Raw genomic sequence first — 18,424 nt, forward strand, 5'->3', positions numbered from 1 at the left:
ACTTTTCTTCCTATTCATGGCGATGGCGGGAGCTTTGCGTTAAAATCACCGGTTTTTGCCAAGCCTGGTTTGCCACCTTTCCCGTCACCAGGCCCCCGCAGGGTGAATTCCACGATGCCAGTGAGGCAGGATCCGTCATGAACAACTACTTCCGGGTGTTGGGCGTCAAGTCCAACGCCAGTGAAAACGACATCAAGAAAGCCTATCGACGGCTGTCGAACCAGTACCACCCCGACAAGCTGCACGGGGCCACGGATGAAGAGAAAGAGCAGGCAGCCGCCCGGCTGCACCAGATAAAGCAGGCCTATGAGGTGTTGTCCGATCCGAAACAGCGGGCCGCCTTCATCAAGGATTTCAACAACGTCATCGTGACCGATCCCGCTGCTGCCATGCAGGAGATGTGGGACCAGTTCTACCCCTGAGACACCAGGCAAGAAGGCGACTATGCAAAAGAAATGGGACCAGGCACGGCTCAAGGCCCTGCAAAGCGATGCCAGCGAGAATATCGAATCCTACCGGGATCAGGACGACCCCAAGGGGCTGGAGCAGTTCACCGACCAGATGAAGGCCCTGCTGCTGGCCGACATGAGCATGCTGGAGTTCATGCCCGAATACCTGCCGCTCGCCCTCTATGGCCGGGTGCAGTTCCCGGCCAAGGCCAAGGGGCAGTGGAACAAGTGGCTCGCCAGCGGCGAGCAGCCCTCCTGGGACGAGTTCAAGGTGAGCGTCGGCTTCAACAACGCCGCCCTGCCGCTGGTCAAGGCGGTGCGGGCCCAGAGCGAAGATCAACTGATGGAAGCCTGCGCCGTGCTGTTCCTGCTCGACAACCCGCTGCCCCGCGGCAGCCACCGTGCCGATGACGACTACGAGCTGCGCGACGAGGAAGAAGATGACGGGGAAGATGCCGACGCCGACTACCACGGCGGCGGCCGCCGCGATCGCTATGGCGACGACCAGGGCGAGCAGGATATGTACGACGAAGTCCGTTTCTAACTTGGGGCAAGGCATGAGCAACAGTCTGATAGAAATTACCGCCATCGAGATCAAAGAGCTGGCCGTCATCGAGCCGAAGCAGGCCAGCGAGAAGTTCGAGCTGATCGCCAAGACCATGTCTGACGACCAGCTGGCGGAAGTCATTGAAAATATTGATATCGTTACCCTGACCCAGATCAACGGCCAGCACGACATCTCCTTCCCCTCCATCATCTCCGAGCTGATGACCCCGGAGCGAATCCGCGACATCGTCTGCCAGCAGCCCCTCTACTGGGAAGAGGCGATCAAGAACAACGCCGACGAGCTGCAGCAGCACACCTTCGACTTCCTCAACTACCTGATCCGCACCCAGGAGAGCGAAGCCAAGCAGCGCGAGATCCTCGAATGCGTGGCCGAGGATCCGGCCGGCCTCTTCTACCTCGCCATCCCCTTTATCGAGTTCTACCGCGGCGATCGCTATGAAGAAGAGGAAGGCTATCGCGACGTGCTGCACGCCGAAGAGGAAGATCTCGAAGAGTCCCTGCGCTACAGCGAGCGCCAGCAGAGCGAGGATGTCCACGACTACGCCCTGGACGACCCGCGCAGCCTCTTGATGCTGATCCGCGAGCTGGCCCCCGAGGTGGAGAAGTCCATCAAGTCGCTGCTGCGCAATGAGCACTCCAGCTGGGACGGCATCATCAACAAGTTTGCCGCCGAGCTGGTGATGCAGGCCAAAGAGAAGAACAAGGTCGAGGAAGACGAGTACGGCGACGTCGACGACATGTTCAGCTTTCTGGATTAAGGAGCCCATTCATGCAGTTAGTCATTCGCGATGCCAACCAGGGCCCCTATCTCACCCAGGTGCTGCGCTTTGGCCGCGACAATGAACGCCTGAGCGAGCAGCAGCTGGCCGCCATCAAGGGCAAGGCGGTGCTGATGAGCCTGAAATTCGCCGACAAGTACTACAACAAGTACAAGATGCACCTGCTGGAGCAGGCCGCCCACGACGTCATCGGCGTGGTGAGCCTGGGGTTGCAGGAGCTCTCCCAGCGGGATCCGGCCAGGGCGCTGGCGCTCTTGCAGGCGCCGGAAGGCCCCATCAAGCCGTTCCAGAAGGGCTGGTCCATGCTCATCACCGTCAGCCCCAAGCAGGCTGGCAACAGCCTCTACGGTGACGTGGATGCGCGCCTGCTGGACAAGATCTCGAGCCCCCCCGACATCGAGGAGTGGCAAGGGTGGCAGGAGTACGAGAAGGCGCTGGCCGAGCACAACAAGAGCCGCCTGATGGGGCTGATCGATCAGCACTTCTTCGCCAGCGAGAGCGACCACCCTACCATGGAGGACAAGCTGGCCGAGGCCCTGCTCTATCGCATCCTCTGCGGCAAGGGCAGCGGCGCCGCCCCCCTCAGGGTGAAGCAGGATCTCAAGCGCAAACTGGCGCGAGAGATTGCCCTCGACGAGGCCTGGTTCGCCACCGACCATCTCGCCACCCAGCTCGCCCTGATGCTGAGCGAGCTGCCCGCCGACATGGCCGCGGCCCTGCGCCAGGAGCTGAGCCCGGGCTTTGTGCCCAACCTGCTCCATACCCTGGGGTTTGTGCGCCAGTACCAGCAGCTGCAAAAAGAGGACGCCTCGCCGGAGAAGCTCGACAACATGGAGATGCGCGCCGGGCTCAAGCACCCCCTGCTCGGCTGGCCCCTCTATCACGACTTCTGATGAGGGGTCTTTCCCCTTCACCGTATTCCAACGCCCGGCTTGCCGGGCGTTGTGCTATCCAGTGCCCCGTTTTTAGCACGAACACTAGCAATGGCCACCACCCTCGGCAGAAAACTACCCCGTAAGCGTCATTGGCCCCATTTTTGACAGGGATATAATGACTCCCCCATACAAGCCGCAGGGGAGCAAGGCCGTGAGCAGAAAGCCCGACAGGATCACCGCGATGCAGCAGATCATCGACGCCGTGAAGGCGGAGTTTCCGCTCTACCAACCGGATACCTTCAAGTGCGGGCCTGACAACACCTGCATCGGCTGCCCCAAGAAGTTGATGGAGCTGGTGGATACGGACCTCTGCTACTGGCAATATCAGATCGATCGCGGCATCCCGCCCACCTTCGACGAGCTCAACCGCTTCGGCAAGCTGTGCAAGAACATCCGCCGGGCCCTGGTTCGCAATGGCCGCATCCCCGCCTGAGCGCCCCATCGCAGCCAGGAATTAAAACATCCGCCGGCAACACCAGAGAGGTACAGAGCATGACCCAGGAGAGGATACAGACCCGCTACACCCTGAATGGCCCCCTTGCCAGCCGCGCCGAGCGGGAGCAGGCCATCGCCCGAACCATCGAGGCGAACAAGCCGGACTTCTTCCCCCTGCTGGAGCGGCTGGTGGATGTGGGGGACAGCCGGGTCAAGCTCAGCCAGAAAGACCCGCTGCGGGTACTGGGGGTGGAACTCGACGGGGCCCAGACCGGCGGCAGTGCGCGCCTCGGTTACGAGTCCAACTTCGCCGAGAGCTGCCGCCTTATCGACGAATACGACCAGCACCAGACCAGCCTGGCCTTTCGCCTCGACGGGGATCAGCTGATATTCGACCTTGAGTTGCCCATTGCCTGGAACGTCGACAACTAGGGCACTTCCCGCCTTCGCCCTGCCCATCACAAGAAAGGAGCCTTGCCGACTCCTTTGTCACTGACTCACCGCATCGCGCGGCTCGTCCCGCCCTCTGCGTCACCCCTCAGGTGAAGTAGTTCAGGTGAGGTAATAACGCCACGACCGGACCGGCTCGGCGTAACCGACCCGGATGCAGAAGGGCGCCAGCTCGTGATTGGCCTGCTCCAGGCTGAGGGTCTGGTGGGTATCTTCCTGGCACCACTGCACGAACTCGCCGCTGTTGAAGCTGTAGTGATCCCCGTGAAAGACCCCGTGGGCCTCGATCAGTCCGATGGCTTTGTCGATCTCCATGATTGGCCTCCTGGCACTGTGCTGCTCCCCTTTAAGCTTAGCGAGCGGGGAGGCGTAGGGTCGATTAGCGAAGCGTAATCGTCCACGCCATTGGCCCCGTGGCGATTGGAAAAGGGAGAGAAGAGGGGTTGCTGGCAGAACAGCGGCAACCGGTTTTCGCGAACGTCTGATTACGCCTCGCTAATCAGACCTACGGGCTAAAATGCCTACAGAATGGCGACAACTGGTTTTCGTGAACTTCTCATTACGTTTCGCCCATCACGCCTGCAGTCCTCATAACCAAAATTCAGTCTTGGCATAAGATAATAATCTTCCTAATTATGATAACCTGTAAACCAATCTGCTTAAGAGTCAACTTCAAGAGTCGCTTCTTTACTTGGAAAAGAATATGGACGTTAATCACAAGATAAGACTAATAGCAAGTTACATTGGACCAAGGTTGTTAACCTATAGCCTTGCCATTGATTCTGAGAAACCTGAAGAACTAGACAAAATCGCAGCATCACTATCAGAGGTTCAGAATGAGGTCGTTCATTTTCTAGCGAAGAAAATTGAAGAGATTAGGATTAGACAAGCAACTGAAGGGATAATAGGAGATAGCATATCCCTTTCACTATCCTCATTAGGAATAGATGGAAAAAACATTTTTGATTTTTTCAGAAAACATTGTGGCGGTAGTTACCCACAATATAAAACAGATGACCCTATACTATCCTTGCTAGTGACTACATGTATTTCTGAATATCCAATATTGATGTTGAGACATTCGCAGGGAAGTCATGATGTAGGAATGTATATAAACACCAACCATGACAATGCAATTAAGTTCATTTCCTTGGTTAAAAGTGACATCCTTAACAAAATAACCAATCAAAAGGATGGCTTTGACTACTGTTTTTCTGTGAGGTTGGACAACGGCACTGAGTTTTCCACTCAAGTATATTCTGCATTCAACACCCTTATTATAAGATCATTTCAAAATGCCTGTAACAAAATGGCATATTCATTATCTGATGTATTAAAAGAAATTGATATAAATCTAAATTCACTTAGGGGGTTAGCTAGCAACGGTGAGATTGAGTATTCATATTTCATGGGAATTAGAGGTATGAACTTTGATGGGTTTACAGATATTGAGTTTGATCAAAATACCTATCTACGGCAATTTGACTCACCGTCTAATCCAAGTGTTCACTCTCTAACTACGACATCTCACAATTTCAACGGCGAAAGTAACTACATTTCAGGCCATGTTCTAGAGATAAAAGAAAAAACACGCCTGATTGATACTAACGCCAGCATGACATGTGCAATGGAGGAGCATTGCCATAAAAAAATAACTAATATTATCGACACGCTAAAATTAGCGTTAGCTTTTGCTCTGAGGGAAGATAGAGGAATATCGCATAGCTTTTCTGAAAGCGGTTTTCCTTTGCTGATCCCTGGGAATTATTCCATTAGCAGCACCCCACCCAGTAAATATCTTATAGTTGATGAAAAGGACGTAGCGCCCATTAAGGGTTGGTTTAAGAAACTTTCAGATACAAACTTAAAATACATTAACATTCCTTTACAAAGGTTAAAAAATGCAATATTTGAACGCATTCATCCTGAAGATGCGATTGTGGATGCAATAATTGCTTGGGAAGGAATGTTCAGTGAAGCTTTCGAAACATCATTCAAAGTCACCGCTAGCATGGCAAAATATTTGGCAGAACCTGCAGATAGAGATGAGCTTTATCAGAGACTACGTAAACTGTATACTTTACGCAGTGAAATTGTCCACGGTAAAAAAAGCAAACTAATGACTCCTGACAATGTTGATTCATTGAGAAGTGAGGTAATTGACATTGGTATCCGCTGCATAACAAAATTAATATCAGATCATGACATACTCCCCAAGTCATCAGGTGAGAGAGTCAAAGAAATACTTGTTAATCGCTAGCCAATATCAGAATTAGATGAAGGGCGCTTTCGCGCCCTTCATTAATAATTACCCTTCCTGATTTTCCCCGGCTACCGGTTCGGCGCCGGCGACGGGTTCAATCTCGATGCGATCGACCCGCTGCAAACCGCGGGGCAGCTTGGCGCCGCGGCGACCACGTTCGCCACGGTAGTAGTCGAGATCTGAAGGTTTCAGGGTCAGCTTGCGCTTGCCGGCAAACAGGGTCACCGACTGGCCCTGCGGAATGACGGCAGCCATCACCACAAACTCCTCTCGTGCCTTCACGCGCGCCGACGGGATGCTGATGAGCTTGTTGCCCTTGCCCTTGCCGAGCACCGGCAGGGTATTGAGCGGGAACAGCAGCATGCGCCCCTCGTTGGAGATGGCCATGCAGAGATCCGTGTCCGGCGCGCCTATCTTCTGGGGCGCCATGACGATGCCCCCTTCCGGTACGGTGAGCAGCGCCTTGCCGTTCTTGTTCTTGCCAATCAGGTCGTCGTATTTGCAGACGAAGCCGTAACCGGCGTCGCTCGCGATCAGATACGGCTCGCCCTCGTTGCCCATCACCAGATGGCGCACCTCTTCACCAGCCCCCAGCGCGAAGCGGCCGGTGAGCGGCTCGCCCTGACTGCGGGCGGAGGGCAGGGTGTGAGCCTCCAGCGAGTAGGTTCTCCCCAGGGTGGAGAGGAACACCGCCTGCTGGTTGCTGCGGCCATGGGCGTGGGCCAGATAGCCATCCCCCGCCTTGTAGGAGAGCCCGGCCACGTCCACGTCGTGGCCCTTGGCGGCGCGCACCCAGCCCTTGTCGGAAAGGATGACGGTGACCGGCTCACTCGGGGTCAGCTCCTTCTCAGTCAGGGCCACGGCGGTGGCGCGCTCCACCAGCGGGGTGCGGCGATCGTCGCCGTACTTCTCGGCATCCGCCAGGATCTCTTTCTTGAGCAGGGTGCTGAGACGGCGCTCGGAACCCAAGATCAGTTCCAGCTTGTCGCGCTCTTCGGCCAGCTCATTCTGTTCGGCGCGCAGCTTGAACTCTTCGAGCTTGGCCAGGTGGCGCAGTTTGAGCTCGAGGATCGCCTCGGCCTGGGTCTCGCTGATGTTGAAGCGCTCCATCATCACCCGGCCCGGCTCTTCCTCGGTGCGGATGATCTCGATCACCTCGTCGATGTTGAGGTAGGCGATCAGCAAACCTTCGAGAATGTGCAGGCGAGCCAGCACCTTGTCGAGGCGATACTGCAGGCGGCGGCGCACCGTCTCACGACGGAAGCTCAGCCACTCGGTGAGGATGGTCTTGAGGTCTTTCACCTGGGGACGGTTGTCCAGACCCAGGATGTTGAGGTTGACCCGGTAGTTCTTCTCCAAGTCCGTGGTGGCGAACAGGTGGGCCATCAGCCCCTCCACGTCCACCCGGTTGGAGCGCGGCACTATCACCAGACGGGTCGGGTTCTCGTGGTCCGACTCATCGCGCAGATCGGTCACCATGGGCAGCTTTTTGGCCACCATCTGGGCGGCAATCTGCTCCATGATCTTGGCGCCTGAGGCCTGATGGGGCAGCGCCGTGATGACGATGTCGCCATCCTCCTCGCTCCAGACCGCTCGCTGCTTGATGGAGCCTTTGCCGGTCTCGTAGATTTTGCGGATGTCGTCCCGCGGCGTGATGATCTCGGCATTGGTCGGGTAGTCCGGCCCCTGCACATGGGCCATCAGGGCATCCAGGCCGGCATTGGGGTTATCCAGCAGCTCCACACAGGCGTGGGCCACTTCCCGCGCGTTGTGGGGCGGGATATCGGTCGCCATCCCCACCGCGATGCCGGTCACCCCGTTGAGCAGGATGTGGGGCAGGCGGGCAGGCAGCACCACGGGCTCTTTCATGGTGCCGTCGAAGTTCGGCGTCCACTCCACCGTGCCTTGCCCCAACTCGGAGAGCAGCAGCTCGGAGAAGCGCGACAGCCGCGCCTCGGTATAACGCATGGCGGCGAAGGATTTGGGATCGTCCGGCGCACCCCAGTTGCCCTGACCGTCCACCAGCGGGTAGCGGTAGGAGAAGGGCTGGGCCATCAGCACCATGGCCTCGTAACAGGCGCTGTCGCCGTGGGGGTGATATTTACCCAGCACGTCACCCACGGTACGGGCAGACTTCTTGTGCTTGGAGAGGGCCGACAGCCCCAGCTCGCTCATGGCGTAGATGATGCGCCGCTGCACGGGCTTGAGGCCGTCGCCGATGTGCGGCAGGGCCCGATCCATGATGACGTACATGGAGTAGTTCAAGTAAGCCTGCTCGGTGAAGGTGCGCATTGGCTGGCGCTCCACCCCGTCCAGACTGAGCTCGATAGCATCACTCATGTGATTTTCTCTTTCGGTTCGGGAGCCCCCACAGGGCGGCTCCGGCTAAATGCTTGCCGGCCCCGACAGGGCCGGCCAACGGCTTAGATGATGGCGAGGTTGCCCTTCTCTTCCAGCCACTCACGGCGATCGCTCGCCCGCTTCTTGGCCAGCAGCATGTCCATCAGCTGCAGGGTCTCATCCCCCTCATCCCCTTCCGCACCCATGGTGAGTTGCACCAGGCGGCGAGTGTTGGGATCCATGGTGGTTTCCCGCAGCTGTTTCGGGTTCATCTCACCCAAGCCCTTGAATCGGGTCACCATCACCTTGCCCTTCTTCTTCTCGGCTTCGACCCGCTGCAGTACGCCGTTCTTCTCGTCCTCGTCGAGGGCGTAGAAGACCTCCTTGCCGATGTCGATGCGATAGAGGGGCGGCATGGCCACATAGACGTGACCCTTTTCGACCAGGGTTCTGAAGTGCTTCACAAAGAGGGCGCAGAGCAGGGTGGCGATGTGCAGACCGTCCGAGTCCGCATCCGCGAGGATGCACACCTTGCCGTAGCGAAGGCCACTGAGGTCGTTGGAGTCGGGGTCGAGCCCGATGGCCACCGAGATGTCGTGCACTTCTTGCGAGGCGAGCACCTGACCGGCTTCGACCTCCCAGGTGTTCAGGATCTTGCCGCGCAGGGGCATGATGGCCTGGAACTCGCGATCCCGCGCCTGCTTGGCGCTGCCGCCCGCGGAGTCACCCTCCACCAGGAAGAGCTCCCCCTGCATGGGGTCGGCGCAGCCGCAGTCGGTGAGCTTGCCGGGCAGGGCCGGGCCCTGGGTAATCTTCTTGCGCACCACCGTCTTGGCGGCGCGCATGCGGCGCTGGGCGCTGGAGATGCAGAGCTCCGCCAGCTGTTCGGCGAGCTCGGTGTTGCTGTTCAGATAGAGGCTGAAGGCATCCTTCACCACGCCCGACACGAACGCCGAGCTCTGGCGGGAGGAGAGCCGTTCCTTGGTCTGACCGGCAAACTGGGGATCCTGCATCTTGATGGAGAGGATGTAGGCGCAGCGATCCCAGATATCCTCCGGAGTGAGCTTGACCCCGCGCGGCAGGAGGTTGCGGAACTCGCAGAACTCGCGCATGGCGTCGAGCAGCCCCTGACGCAGGCCGTTGACGTGGGTACCGCCAAGCGCCGTGGGGATCAGGTTCACATAGGATTCGGCGAGGCACTCGCCCCCTTCCGGCAACCAGCACAGGGCCCAGTCCACCGCCGATTGCTCGGAGCTGAAGGAGCCGACGAAGGGCTGCTCCGGCAGGCAGGTGAACTGCTTGACCGCGTCGACCAGGTAATCCTTGAGGCCATCTTCGTAGCACCACTCCAGCTTGATGCCAGTGTTCTTGTCGAGGAACTTGATGGTGAGGCCCGGGCAGAGCACGGCCTTGGCCTTGAGCAGGTGCTCGAGCTTGGAGACCGAGAAGCGCGGCGAGTCGAAATAGCTCGGCTGGGGCCAGAAGCGCACCCGGGTGCCGGTGTTGCGGCGGCCGCAGGTGCCTGTGATGGTCAGCTCCTGTACCTTCTCGCCACGCTCGAAGGCGATGTCATAGACCTGGCCGTCCCGGCGCACCGTCACCTCGACCCGCTCGGAGAGGGCGTTCACCACCGAGATCCCCACCCCGTGCAGGCCGCCGGAGAACTGGTAGTTCTTGTTGGAGAACTTGCCCCCCGCGTGCAGCTTGCAGAGGATGAGCTCCACCCCGCTGACCCCTTCCTCCGGGTGGATGTCGACCGGCATGCCGCGACCGTCGTCGATCACCTCGAGGGACTGGTCCTCGTGCAGGATCACCTCCAGATTGCGGGCATGCCCCGCCAGCGCCTCGTCGACGCTGTTGTCGATGACCTCCTGGCCGAGGTGATTGGGCCGGGTGGTGTCGGTGTACATGCCGGGGCGACGACGCACCGGTTCGAGGCCATTGAGGACCTCAATGGCATCCGCATTGTATTGAGTGGACATGGAGGGCCTTGCGAATTGACGTTTGGGGGGAATCTTAACTGCTAGGCGGGGGCAGAACAAACTCCCAGCACAGAAAGCTTGATCTGAATGGGTGCCCTGCCATTTTTCGGGAGAACGCCGGGCCGGTCTTAACGGTCGGCCGGATGGTGGATGCCGTCCAGCACCGGCACCTCGCCGAGCTCGAACGGATTGACCCCCTCAAGGCAGGCGAGGTTGTAGCCATACTCCGCCGGGTTGGAGCGACGCTGGTGATGGGTGTAGATGCCGCAGACAGAGCAGAAATAGTGCTTCGCGGTGCGGGTATTGAACTGGTAGCAGCGAAGCGCCGCCTCCCCCTGCAGGATGCGGATGCCGGAGAGCGGCACCGAGGCGACGATGGCCCCCCGCCGCCGGCAGAGGGAGCAGTCGCAGCGGCGCGGATCCACCACGCCGTCCGGCAGGGTCAGCTCCAGCACCACGGCGCCGCAATGACAGCTGGCGGTGTGTTTCTCTTGAATGGGGGTATTGCCGATACGCTTGATCATCCGGCCTCCTTGCAGACGGTTCAGGTTCCGAGCCAATCAATCGAACAGGGTATCTCGCCGCCCTTGCCGCACATGGTCATGGAGGGTGCGCAGCTGGGATGCCACCACCCGATGGTGAGAGAGGGGTGGCAACGCATCGATGGGGAAGTACCCGGCGCCCTGAGTTTCATCGGTCTCGCCCAGCAGCTGGCCACCCGTCACCTCGCACAGGAAGAAGGCCTTGTGGGCGTGGGGCAGCTGGGGCGGATGGGGGTGCCTGAGCTTGTCGAACAGGGCCAGCAGCTGCACGGCCCGGCACGCCAGGCCCGTCTCCTCCGCCACCTCGCGCACCACAGCCCCCGCCGGCGAGTCGCCGACGTCACACCAGCCCCCCGGCAGGGTCCAGGCCCCGTCGCTGCGCTCCTGCACCAGCAGGATCTGTCCGGCCTCATCGAGGATGAGCGCCCGCACGTCCAGCTTGGGGGTGGGGTAGCCACTATCGAGGGCAATCCAGTCGCCGATGGCTGCGGGATCCAGCTCGCTCTGGCTGGCGATAAGGGCGACCGTGGCCGCGCGCAGCGCCTCGAAGCGGCCGATGTCGAAGGGGTCTTTGGAGTAGGTGAGCCCCGCCTGCGCCGTGGCCAGCACCTGTTCGAGGAAGGCGGCCAACGGCGGTTGCACGGCTAGAGCCCGAGGAAGCGAATGATCTGGGCGGGATAGCGCTCGAAGCCTGTGAAGGCGTGATTGCCACCGCATTCCAGGGAGAGGCGGGCGAAGGCGTACTCCTGCAGCGCCTTGCGATAGTCGAGCACTTCATCGTCCTGCTGCTGCAGGATCCAGAGCCGCTCGGGGGCCGTGACCGGTACCGCCAACGCCCGCAGCTCGTCCATGTGCGCCGGCAGCAGTTCAAACTGCTCGTTCGTGTAGGGATTGGTCTGGGGGCCGAGATAGTCGCACAAGAGCTCGTGGGGGCGCACCGCCGGGTTGATGAGGGCGGCACGGCAGCCGTACAACTCGCTCACCCTGGTCGCCATAAAGCCGCCGAGGGAGCTGCCCACGGCGCCGAGGCGCAGCCCCTCCCCATGACGGGCCTGCAGCCCGGCAAGGGTCTGCTCGATGGCCGCCCAGGCCTGCGCCGGAGTATTGGGCTGGGCCGGGATCACCACCTCGATGTCGGGTCGGTTGGCGGCCACCCAGGCCGCCATCTGTTGCGCCTTGGCGGAACCCGGTGAGGAGTTGAAACCGTGCAGGTAGAGGAGGACGGGCTTCATGCAGTGCTCCTCAGTAACCGGTGGCATTGGGGTCCGGCACGAACTGCCCCAGCGGCAGGCGCCACACCTGGCTCGCGATCCGGCCGTCCGGATGCAGAGTGAGATAGCGCCAGCCCGGGCCGGATTCGTCCAGGGCGAAACCGTCGGAGAGCGGCTTGAACTGGATGCAGGTGGAGGGGCTCGCGATGAGTCGCACGCCGCGATGCACCTCGTCAAACTCCTGGTGGACGTGGCCGAACAGTATGGTCTTCTGCTGCGGGTGACGAGCCAGCACGGCAAAGAGATCGTCGGCATTCTTGAGGTTGTGCTGATCCAGCCAGGCGCAGCCCACCGGCACCGCCTGATGGTGCAGGGCGATCAGGGCGTGCCGCTCGGGATGCTGGCGCAGTGCGCTGTCCAGCGCCGCCAGCTGGTGATCCCCCAGCACCCCGTGAGGTTTGCCACGCACCTGGGTGTCGAGCAGGATCACCTGCCAGTGCTCCCCCACCAGTTGCTTGGCCTCGCTGATCCCGGCCGCATGCAGATACTCGGTCATCAGGGGACCGTCGTCGTGGTTGCCGGGCAGCCAGTAGATGGGGCGCGCCAGGGGAGCCATCATGGAGGCAAAGCGCTGATAGGATTCCGGGCTGTGATCCTGGGAGAGATCCCCGGTGGCGAGGATGAGATCGAACGGATGGTCGTTGCCCTGTACCTGCTCCAGCACGGCGGCCAGGCTCGCTGCGGTGGGCACGGCCAGCAACCGCCCCTCGGCACTGGCGAAGAGGTGGGTATCGGTAATCTGTAACAGGCGCACACTGCCGTCCGGCGCCTGAGGTAGCTCTGTTTCCAAAATCACGCTTCTTTTTTTATGAGTTCGACTAGAGGATGTTGATCAGGCTGGTGCCGTGTTTGAGACAAAATCTTAACCAATCGGCCAGGAATAGATTTACCTGCTCTTTTTCATCCCTGTGGTGCATTTTTTGATTGGGATAATCATAACGTGGTTGCAACATCGAAATCTGTTGCGCCGCACACACTTCCGCCATCCGCACGTCGTGATACAAACGAATCTCAATGCGAGCCTGCAAGTAGCTCGGCAACTCGGGATTGTGCTGGGCCAGGATCACCTGGCTGGTGAAGCGGCTCTCTTCGGTGACGGTGAGCCGGAACTGCAGGCCGTTGCCTACCTGATAGCGGCGCTCGGCCCCCACGACACTGTCGGGGGGCAAGAGCTTCATCAAGGCCATGTAATTCACCTCGCAGGTACGCTGCAAGGACATCAGATCAGGCACATAGCGCTTCATCGGGCTCTGGACTAATGGCATATCGCGGCTCCATCAATCAGGGTCCATGAAGAGTGGACCCGCTGCATGGTGATCAAGTCGGCCACACGACACCTGACCCCGGTCTGAACGAGCGCCACCTCAGCGCCCCGCCAGCCAGCGGGCTTGCAGCTCGCCGTGGTTGAGGGCCAGCCACTGCAGGGCGATGACGGAAGCGGCGTTGTCGATACGCCCCTCCTTGAGCCAGGCATAGGCTTGCTCACGGCTCACCACGTGCACCCGGATGTCTTCCCCCTCTTCCGCCAGACCGTGGATCCCCGAGGCCCGACTCGCATCCACCTCGCCCACATAGACCTCGATCCGCTCTGTGCTGCCACCCGGGCTCACCAGGTAGCTGATGGCATGCTCGCAGCGGCCCACCTCGATGCCGGCCTCTTCCACCGCCTCGCGGCGCACCACAGCCTCGGCGGTCTCCCCTTCGTCTATGATGCCGGCCACCAGTTCAAGCAGCCAGGGGGTGGCGCTGGTCTCCATGGCGCCGATGCGAAACTGCTCCACCAGCACGATTTCATCGCGCACCGGGTCATAGGGCAGCAGGGCGGCGGCATGGCCCCGTTCGAACAGCTCGCGTACTATGGGCTCATTCCAGCCACCAGCGAACAACCTGTGTTGTAGACGGTAAACGTTCACCTTGAAGAAGCCGTTATATCCAGCTGATTTATCGATGATTTTCACATCATCACTGGCAAAGTGGGCGGTTTGAGGCAAGGCTTGCTGTGACATTCGAGACTCCTGCCAGCTTGACTTGGCTTGGTTTGACCATAATATTCGGGGTCATGAATGAACATTCATTCACTCGTGCTCGCCGACGATGAGGGAAGGATTTTAGCAGTCACAGGACATTTGGCTAGGCGCCTTGCCGAGAAAACTCGCCCCAAACCTTGACGTTGCCCCTGCTGGAAAAGAGACAGTTCGCAATGAAATCTGCTTATAGTAGAGTGGTTAAGCTGAAATCAAGCTTGGTCGGTGACAATCCCTCTCTTCATCCAGCGGACAGCTTTGGGTTGATACAAAAGGTTAAAACTATCATATGAAAAGAACACTCTTGTCAGTCATGGTGATGCTGGGTGTGAGCGCGACCGCTCATGCCGAAAACCTGCTCGATATTTACCAACAAGCCCAGCTCAAGGATACCCAACTGCTGGAGTCCAAGGCCAAGCGCGACCAAGCCTTCGAGAAGATCAACGAATCCCGTGCCGCCCTCTTGCCCCAGATCAACCTGGGTGCCGGCCTGAACTACCTGCAGAACAAGGATGACACCCAGACCAACACCGGCGCCACCGGCTCCCTGACCCTGGATCAGTCCATCTACCGTCGCAGCAACTGGGTCAACCTGGACCTCACCGAGAAGAGCGCCACCCAGTCCGATGTGGCCTACAACCTCGAATACCAGACCCTGATGCTGCGTACCGCCCAGGCCTACTTCAACGTGCTCAAGGCGATGGATACCCTGGAGTTCGTGCGGGCCAACAAGACCGCGGTCGAGCGTCAGCTTGAACAGACCCAGCAGCGCTTCGAAGTGGGCCTGACCGCCATCACCGACGTGCACGAAGCCGAGGCCGAGCGCGATCAGGCGCTGGCAGACGAGATCAATGCCGAGAACACCTTGGACAACAGCTACGAGAGCCTGCGCGAGCTGACCGGCATCGATCACCGCCAGCTGGACGTGCTCAACACCGATCGCTTCAGCCCGCAGAAGACCGCCTTCAACTCCGACAAGTGGCTGGAGCTGGCGCTGGACAAGAACCTGGAGCTGCACAGCGCCCGCATCGGCAAGGACATCGCCAAGGAACAGATCGATCTGGCCAAGACCGGCCACGAGCCGACCCTGGATCTGGGCGCCGGCCTCAGCGCCGGTTACAACGACTACAAGGACGAGATCCGCAACCCCGAGAGCAACAGCAACCAGGGCAACATCGGCCTGAACTTCAACCTGCCGCTCTACACCGGGGGTGCCACCACCTCCCAGGTCAAGCAGGCGCAGTTCAACTACGTGGCCGCCAGCGAGCAGCTGGAGCGCAGCTTCCGCTCGGTGCAGAGCACGGTCCGCTCCTCCTACAACAACGTGAACGCCAGCATCGGCTCGGTGCGCGCCTACAGCCAGTCCGTCATCTCCGCCGACAGCGCCCTGAAGGCGACCGAGGCCGGTTACGAGGTCGGTACCCGCACCATAGTCGACGTGCTGGACTCCACCCGCAAGCTGTACGAGGCCAAGCAGAAGCTCTCCGAGGCTCGCTACAACTACATCCTCAGCATCCTCTCCCTCAAGCAGGCCGCCGGCATTCTGGAGCAGAAGGATCTGGAAGAGGTGAACCAGGGTCTGATGCCCGCCCCTCAGGTCACCAAGCAGTCCTGAGCCAGGCGCACCCCATGAAAAAAGGCGACCCTCGGGTCGCCTTTTTGCTGCCTGCTTGCCAGCCCCTTGCGGGGCCGGCCATGGGCAGGTTCTCTTGACTCAGCCGCGCTCGCGGATGGTCTTGATGATGTCGGTGGTGGAGCAGCCGTCCTCGAAGTTCAGCACCCGCACCTCGCCGCCATTGGCGGTCACTTCGGCGTAACCCGCGATATCTTCAGGCTTGTAGTCGCCGCCCTTGACCAGCAGATCCGGCAGGATCTCGGCGATCAGGCGCTGGGGGGTGTCTTCGCTGAAGGGAACCACCCAGTCCACGGCACCCAGCGCCGCCAGCACCGTCATGCGGCGCTCGGTCGGATTGACCGGACGGCCCGGGCCCTTGAGGCGGCGCACGGACTCGTCGGTGTTGACCGCCACGATCAGGCGATCCCCCAGCTTGCCCGCATTGGCCAGGTAGGAGACGTGGCCCGCATGCAGAATGTCGAAGCAGCCGTTGGTCATCACCACCTTCTCGCCACGCAGGCGTGCAGCCTGGACGGCCACCTTGAGCTGGGCCTCGGACATGACGCCAAAACCGGTCTCCTGCTCGGTGTAGAGCGCGTTGGCGAGCTCCACCGGGCTGACGGTGGAGGTCCCCAGCTTGCCAACCACGATGCCGGCGGCGGTATTGGCCAGGGCACAGGCCTCGTCCAGGCTCATGCCGGCGGCCAGCGAGGTCGCCAGGGTGGAGATGACGGTATCGCCGGCACCGGTCACGTCATAGACCTCGTGGGCCTGGGCCGGCAGGTGCAGCTCGGGCCGTCCTTCGCGGATCAGGGTCATGCCGTTCTCGGAGCGGGTCACCAGCAGGGCGTCCAGCTCGAAGCGCTTGACCAGGTCCAGCCCCTTGGCGACCAGCTCCTCCTCCCCCTTCACCTTGCCCACCACGGCCTCGAATTCGGACATGTTGGGGGTCAGCAGGGTGGCGCCGCGGTACTTCTCGAAGTCGGTCCCCTTGGGGTCGACCAGCACGGGAATGCCGGCGGCGCGGGCGCGGCGGATCATGCCGGGCACGTCGTTCAGGGCACCCTTGCCATAGTCGGAGAGGATCATCACGTCCGCCTCGGGCAGCGCCTGCTCGACCTTGCCCATCAGCAGGCTCGCATCCACGTCGTGGAAGGCCTCTTCGAAGTCCAGGCGCAGCAGCTGCTGGTTGCGCGACAGCACCCGCAGCTTGGTGATGGTCGGGTAGTCGGCCAGGCGAACGAAATCACAGGCGACCTTGACCCCGGCCATCTGGCCGGCGAGGGCATCGGCAGGCTCATCCTGACCGGTCAGCCCCAGCAGCACGGCCTGGGCGCCGAGGGCGGCAGAGTTGAGCGCCACGTTGGCAGCGCCACCCGGGCGTTCCTCGATGTGCTCGACCTTGACCACGGGCACCGGTGCCTCGGGGGAGATCCGGCCGGTGGGGCCATGCCAGTAGCGATCCAACATGACATCGCCAACGACCAGAACGCGGGCTTTTTCAAACTCGGGCAGGGTGATCTTCATCTGTATCGGCTCTCAAAACCTGAAAAATTCAGCGGTCGATTTTATCACACTCTTTTCTCCGACGTGAAAAAAGCGCTGCCGTGGTCACCGGCCCCATCCCTCCCGACCCCTCTGACCAGGCGACGGTGATTCGCACCCGTCCCGCTTTTTCGGATAGAATCCCCAGATTGCGAGTGGCACCATCCGCACGGCCAGGCACAAGCACGGCCCGCCCCGTTCGGCTGGACTCCCCTATTTTGCGTTTGTGAACAAGAGACTCTTCATGGCCCAAGAACAAGCTCCCCGACTCGAACCCCGCCTGTTCCATCCCCGTTACTGGGGCAGCTGGCTGGGCCTCGGTCTGCTCTGGCTGCTGGTGCTGCTGCCCTGGCGCAGCCAGATGTGGCTGGGTCGCCAGCTCGGAACCCTGGCCCGCAAGGTATTGAAATCCCGCGTCAAGGTTGCCCGCCGCAACCTGGAGCTGGCGATGCCGGAGCTCAGCCGGGATCAGCGCGAGGCCCTGCTGGTGCAGAACTTCGAGAGCGTGGGTTGCGCCATCTTCGAGGTGGGCATGGCCTGGTTCTGGCCGGACTGGCGGATGCGCCGCCTGATGACGGTGGAAGGGGAAGAGCACGTTGCCCGCGCCGTGGAGCAGGGCCAGGGCATGCTGCTGCTCTCCTGCCACTTCCTCACTCTTGAACTGAATGCCCGCTGCTTCGGCCTGGTGCGGCCCGGAGTCGGCGTCTATCGCCCCAACACCAACCCGGTGCTGGAGTACGCCCAGTACCACGGCCGCTGCGCCTCCAACAAATACCTGGTGGACCGCATGGACGTGAAGGGCATGATCAAGGCGCTGCGCAACGGCGACGCCCTCTGGTACGCGCCGGATCACGACTACGGCAGCCATGCCAGTGTCTTTGTGCCCTATTTCGCGGTAGAGCAGGCGGCCACCATCACGGGCACCGCCACCCTGGCCCGGGTGAAAAACACCGTCACCCTGCCCTGCTACAACATCCGTACCGCCACCGGTTACACCCTGCACATAGGGGCGCCGCTGGCAGACTACCCGAGCGGCGACGACGTGGCGGATGCCAGCCGCGCCAACCGGGAGATAGAAGCCGCCGTGCGCAAGGCCCCCGAGCAGTACATGTGGCTGCACCGCCGCTTCAAGACCCGTCCCAATCCGGAAGATCCCGGCTACTACTGATGGCCGGCCCGTCACTCCCGACGCCGGAGGGTGACACTGCCGACAGCGCCTTGCCACCG

Annotated in this window: 19 protein-coding genes; 9 read left to right on the plus strand and 10 right to left on the minus strand. The window is 60.7% G+C overall.

Features of this window, described 5'->3' with window-relative positions; all coding sequences use genetic code 11:
- Window positions 1–137 precede the first annotated feature (137 nt).
- The 6 genes from atcJ (at window position 138) to BN1136_RS18475 (ending at window position 3,597) form a co-directional block, all read left to right on the plus strand.
- Window positions 138–422, plus strand: a complete 285-nt coding sequence (atcJ, locus tag BN1136_RS18450; protein WP_041212306.1) for a cold adaptation protein ActJcold adaptation protein ActJ — start codon at window positions 138–140, stop codon at window positions 420–422.
- Window positions 423–444: 22 nt separating this feature from the next.
- Window positions 445–993 (plus strand): cold adaptation protein AtcA, encoded by a 549-nt coding sequence (gene atcA, locus BN1136_RS18455; protein WP_017778352.1) that lies wholly within the window; start codon window positions 445–447, stop codon window positions 991–993.
- A 13-nt stretch (window positions 994–1,006) separates the two neighbouring features.
- On the plus strand, window positions 1,007–1,774 hold the full coding sequence (atcB, locus tag BN1136_RS18460) for a cold adaptation protein AtcB (RefSeq protein ID WP_005305283.1): 768 nt from the start codon (window positions 1,007–1,009) through the stop codon (window positions 1,772–1,774).
- A gap of 11 nt (window positions 1,775–1,785) precedes the next feature.
- The gene (gene atcC / locus BN1136_RS18465) at window positions 1,786–2,688 is read left to right on the plus strand and encodes a cold adaptation protein AtcC (RefSeq protein ID WP_043757301.1); all 903 of its coding nucleotides are present in this window, start codon (window positions 1,786–1,788) and stop codon (window positions 2,686–2,688) included.
- 223 nt (window positions 2,689–2,911) lie between these two features.
- A complete protein-coding gene (locus BN1136_RS18470; protein ID WP_043757298.1) occupies window positions 2,912–3,163 on the plus strand; it encodes a hypothetical protein in 252 nt (83 codons plus the stop codon).
- 59 nt (window positions 3,164–3,222) lie between these two features.
- A complete protein-coding gene (locus BN1136_RS18475; RefSeq protein ID WP_043757295.1) occupies window positions 3,223–3,597 on the plus strand; it encodes a hypothetical protein in 375 nt (124 codons plus the stop codon).
- Window positions 3,598–3,717: 120 nt separating this feature from the next.
- Here BN1136_RS18475 and BN1136_RS18480 read toward each other — a convergent pair whose 3' ends face one another.
- A complete protein-coding gene (locus BN1136_RS18480) occupies window positions 3,718–3,930 on the minus strand; it encodes a hypothetical protein (RefSeq protein ID WP_041212302.1) in 213 nt (70 codons plus the stop codon).
- Window positions 3,931–4,318: 388 nt separating this feature from the next.
- On the opposite strand from BN1136_RS18480, the gene BN1136_RS20330 reads away from it, so the two are divergent.
- The gene (locus tag BN1136_RS20330) at window positions 4,319–5,875 is read left to right on the plus strand and encodes a HEPN domain-containing protein (RefSeq protein WP_156135316.1); all 1,557 of its coding nucleotides are present in this window, start codon (window positions 4,319–4,321) and stop codon (window positions 5,873–5,875) included.
- 48 nt (window positions 5,876–5,923) lie between these two features.
- Here the strand turns inward: BN1136_RS20330 and parC are convergent, their stop codons facing one another.
- The 8 genes from parC to nudF form a co-directional block, all read right to left on the minus strand.
- Window positions 5,924–8,218: a DNA topoisomerase IV subunit A gene (gene parC, locus BN1136_RS18485; protein ID WP_043757286.1), complete on the minus strand. Its 2,295-nt coding sequence runs from the start codon at window positions 8,216–8,218 to the stop codon at window positions 5,924–5,926.
- 83 nt (window positions 8,219–8,301) lie between these two features.
- Window positions 8,302–10,200, minus strand: coding sequence for a DNA topoisomerase IV subunit B (gene parE / locus BN1136_RS18490; protein WP_043757282.1), 1,899 nt, complete (start codon window positions 10,198–10,200; stop codon window positions 8,302–8,304).
- Between the two features lie 128 nt (window positions 10,201–10,328).
- Entirely contained in the window at window positions 10,329–10,724 is a 396-nt protein-coding gene (locus BN1136_RS18495) for a GFA family protein (protein WP_043757279.1), read from the minus strand.
- A 36-nt stretch (window positions 10,725–10,760) separates the two neighbouring features.
- A complete protein-coding gene (locus BN1136_RS18500; RefSeq protein WP_043757275.1) occupies window positions 10,761–11,384 on the minus strand; it encodes an NUDIX hydrolase in 624 nt (207 codons plus the stop codon).
- Between the two features lie 2 nt (window positions 11,385–11,386).
- A complete protein-coding gene (locus BN1136_RS18505) occupies window positions 11,387–11,974 on the minus strand; it encodes a YqiA/YcfP family alpha/beta fold hydrolase (RefSeq protein WP_043757272.1) in 588 nt (195 codons plus the stop codon).
- Window positions 11,975–11,984: 10 nt separating this feature from the next.
- Window positions 11,985–12,803: a 3',5'-cyclic-AMP phosphodiesterase gene (gene cpdA, locus BN1136_RS18510; protein WP_043757271.1), complete on the minus strand. Its 819-nt coding sequence runs from the start codon at window positions 12,801–12,803 to the stop codon at window positions 11,985–11,987.
- Between the two features lie 28 nt (window positions 12,804–12,831).
- Window positions 12,832–13,278 (minus strand): DUF1249 domain-containing protein, encoded by a 447-nt coding sequence (locus BN1136_RS18515; RefSeq protein WP_043757268.1) that lies wholly within the window; start codon window positions 13,276–13,278, stop codon window positions 12,832–12,834.
- A 99-nt stretch (window positions 13,279–13,377) separates the two neighbouring features.
- On the minus strand, window positions 13,378–14,019 hold the full coding sequence (gene nudF / locus BN1136_RS18520; protein ID WP_043757266.1) for an ADP-ribose diphosphatase: 642 nt from the start codon (window positions 14,017–14,019) through the stop codon (window positions 13,378–13,380).
- Window positions 14,020–14,326: 307 nt separating this feature from the next.
- Between nudF and tolC the strand changes: the two genes are divergently transcribed.
- On the plus strand, window positions 14,327–15,652 hold the full coding sequence (tolC, locus tag BN1136_RS18525; protein WP_043757263.1) for an outer membrane channel protein TolC: 1,326 nt from the start codon (window positions 14,327–14,329) through the stop codon (window positions 15,650–15,652).
- A gap of 99 nt (window positions 15,653–15,751) precedes the next feature.
- On the opposite strand, the gene hldE is transcribed toward tolC, so the two are convergent.
- Complete coding sequence (gene hldE, locus BN1136_RS18530) at window positions 15,752–17,179, minus strand: bifunctional D-glycero-beta-D-manno-heptose-7-phosphate kinase/D-glycero-beta-D-manno-heptose 1-phosphate adenylyltransferase HldE (protein ID WP_043757260.1); 1,428 nt, start codon at window positions 17,177–17,179, stop codon at window positions 15,752–15,754.
- A gap of 262 nt (window positions 17,180–17,441) precedes the next feature.
- Between hldE and lpxL the strand changes: the two genes are divergently transcribed.
- Window positions 17,442–18,365 carry an LpxL/LpxP family Kdo(2)-lipid IV(A) lauroyl/palmitoleoyl acyltransferase gene (gene lpxL, locus BN1136_RS18535; protein WP_043757257.1) on the plus strand — a complete coding sequence of 308 codons (924 nt, stop codon included), beginning with the start codon at window positions 17,442–17,444 and terminating at the stop codon, window positions 18,363–18,365.
- The last annotated feature ends 59 nt before the right edge of the window (window positions 18,366–18,424 follow it).

The sequence above is a fragment of the Aeromonas taiwanensis genome, assembly GCF_000820165.1.
GTDB classification, from domain to species: domain Bacteria; phylum Pseudomonadota; class Gammaproteobacteria; order Enterobacterales; family Aeromonadaceae; genus Aeromonas; species Aeromonas taiwanensis.

Bases quoted from the DNA above. Each gene is read 5' to 3' on its own strand.
- atcA (WP_017778352.1), top strand. From the start codon at position 445: ATGCAAAAGAAATGGGACCAGGCACGGCTCAAGGCCCTGCAAAGCGAT.
- BN1136_RS20330 (WP_156135316.1), top strand. From the start codon at position 4,319: ATGGACGTTAATCACAAGATAAGACTAATAGCAAGTTACATTGGACCA.
- atcJ (WP_041212306.1), top strand. From the start codon at position 138: ATGAACAACTACTTCCGGGTGTTGGGCGTCAAGTCCAACGCCAGTGAA.
- BN1136_RS18480 (WP_041212302.1), bottom strand. From the start codon at position 3,930: ATGGAGATCGACAAAGCCATCGGACTGATCGAGGCCCACGGGGTCTTT.
- BN1136_RS18470 (WP_043757298.1), top strand. From the start codon at position 2,912: ATGCAGCAGATCATCGACGCCGTGAAGGCGGAGTTTCCGCTCTACCAA.
- BN1136_RS18515 (WP_043757268.1), bottom strand. From the start codon at position 13,278: ATGCCATTAGTCCAGAGCCCGATGAAGCGCTATGTGCCTGATCTGATG.
- atcC (WP_043757301.1), top strand. From the start codon at position 1,786: ATGCAGTTAGTCATTCGCGATGCCAACCAGGGCCCCTATCTCACCCAG.
- tolC (WP_043757263.1), top strand. From the start codon at position 14,327: ATGAAAAGAACACTCTTGTCAGTCATGGTGATGCTGGGTGTGAGCGCG.
- nudF (WP_043757266.1), bottom strand. From the start codon at position 14,019: ATGTCACAGCAAGCCTTGCCTCAAACCGCCCACTTTGCCAGTGATGAT.
- BN1136_RS18505 (WP_043757272.1), bottom strand. From the start codon at position 11,974: ATGAAGCCCGTCCTCCTCTACCTGCACGGTTTCAACTCCTCACCGGGT.
- BN1136_RS18495 (WP_043757279.1), bottom strand. From the start codon at position 10,724: ATGATCAAGCGTATCGGCAATACCCCCATTCAAGAGAAACACACCGCC.
- BN1136_RS18475 (WP_043757295.1), top strand. From the start codon at position 3,223: ATGACCCAGGAGAGGATACAGACCCGCTACACCCTGAATGGCCCCCTT.
- parE (WP_043757282.1), bottom strand. From the start codon at position 10,200: ATGTCCACTCAATACAATGCGGATGCCATTGAGGTCCTCAATGGCCTC.
- hldE (WP_043757260.1), bottom strand. From the start codon at position 17,179: ATGAAGATCACCCTGCCCGAGTTTGAAAAAGCCCGCGTTCTGGTCGTT.
- lpxL (WP_043757257.1), top strand. From the start codon at position 17,442: ATGGCCCAAGAACAAGCTCCCCGACTCGAACCCCGCCTGTTCCATCCC.
- parC (WP_043757286.1), bottom strand. From the start codon at position 8,218: ATGAGTGATGCTATCGAGCTCAGTCTGGACGGGGTGGAGCGCCAGCCA.
- atcB (WP_005305283.1), top strand. From the start codon at position 1,007: ATGAGCAACAGTCTGATAGAAATTACCGCCATCGAGATCAAAGAGCTG.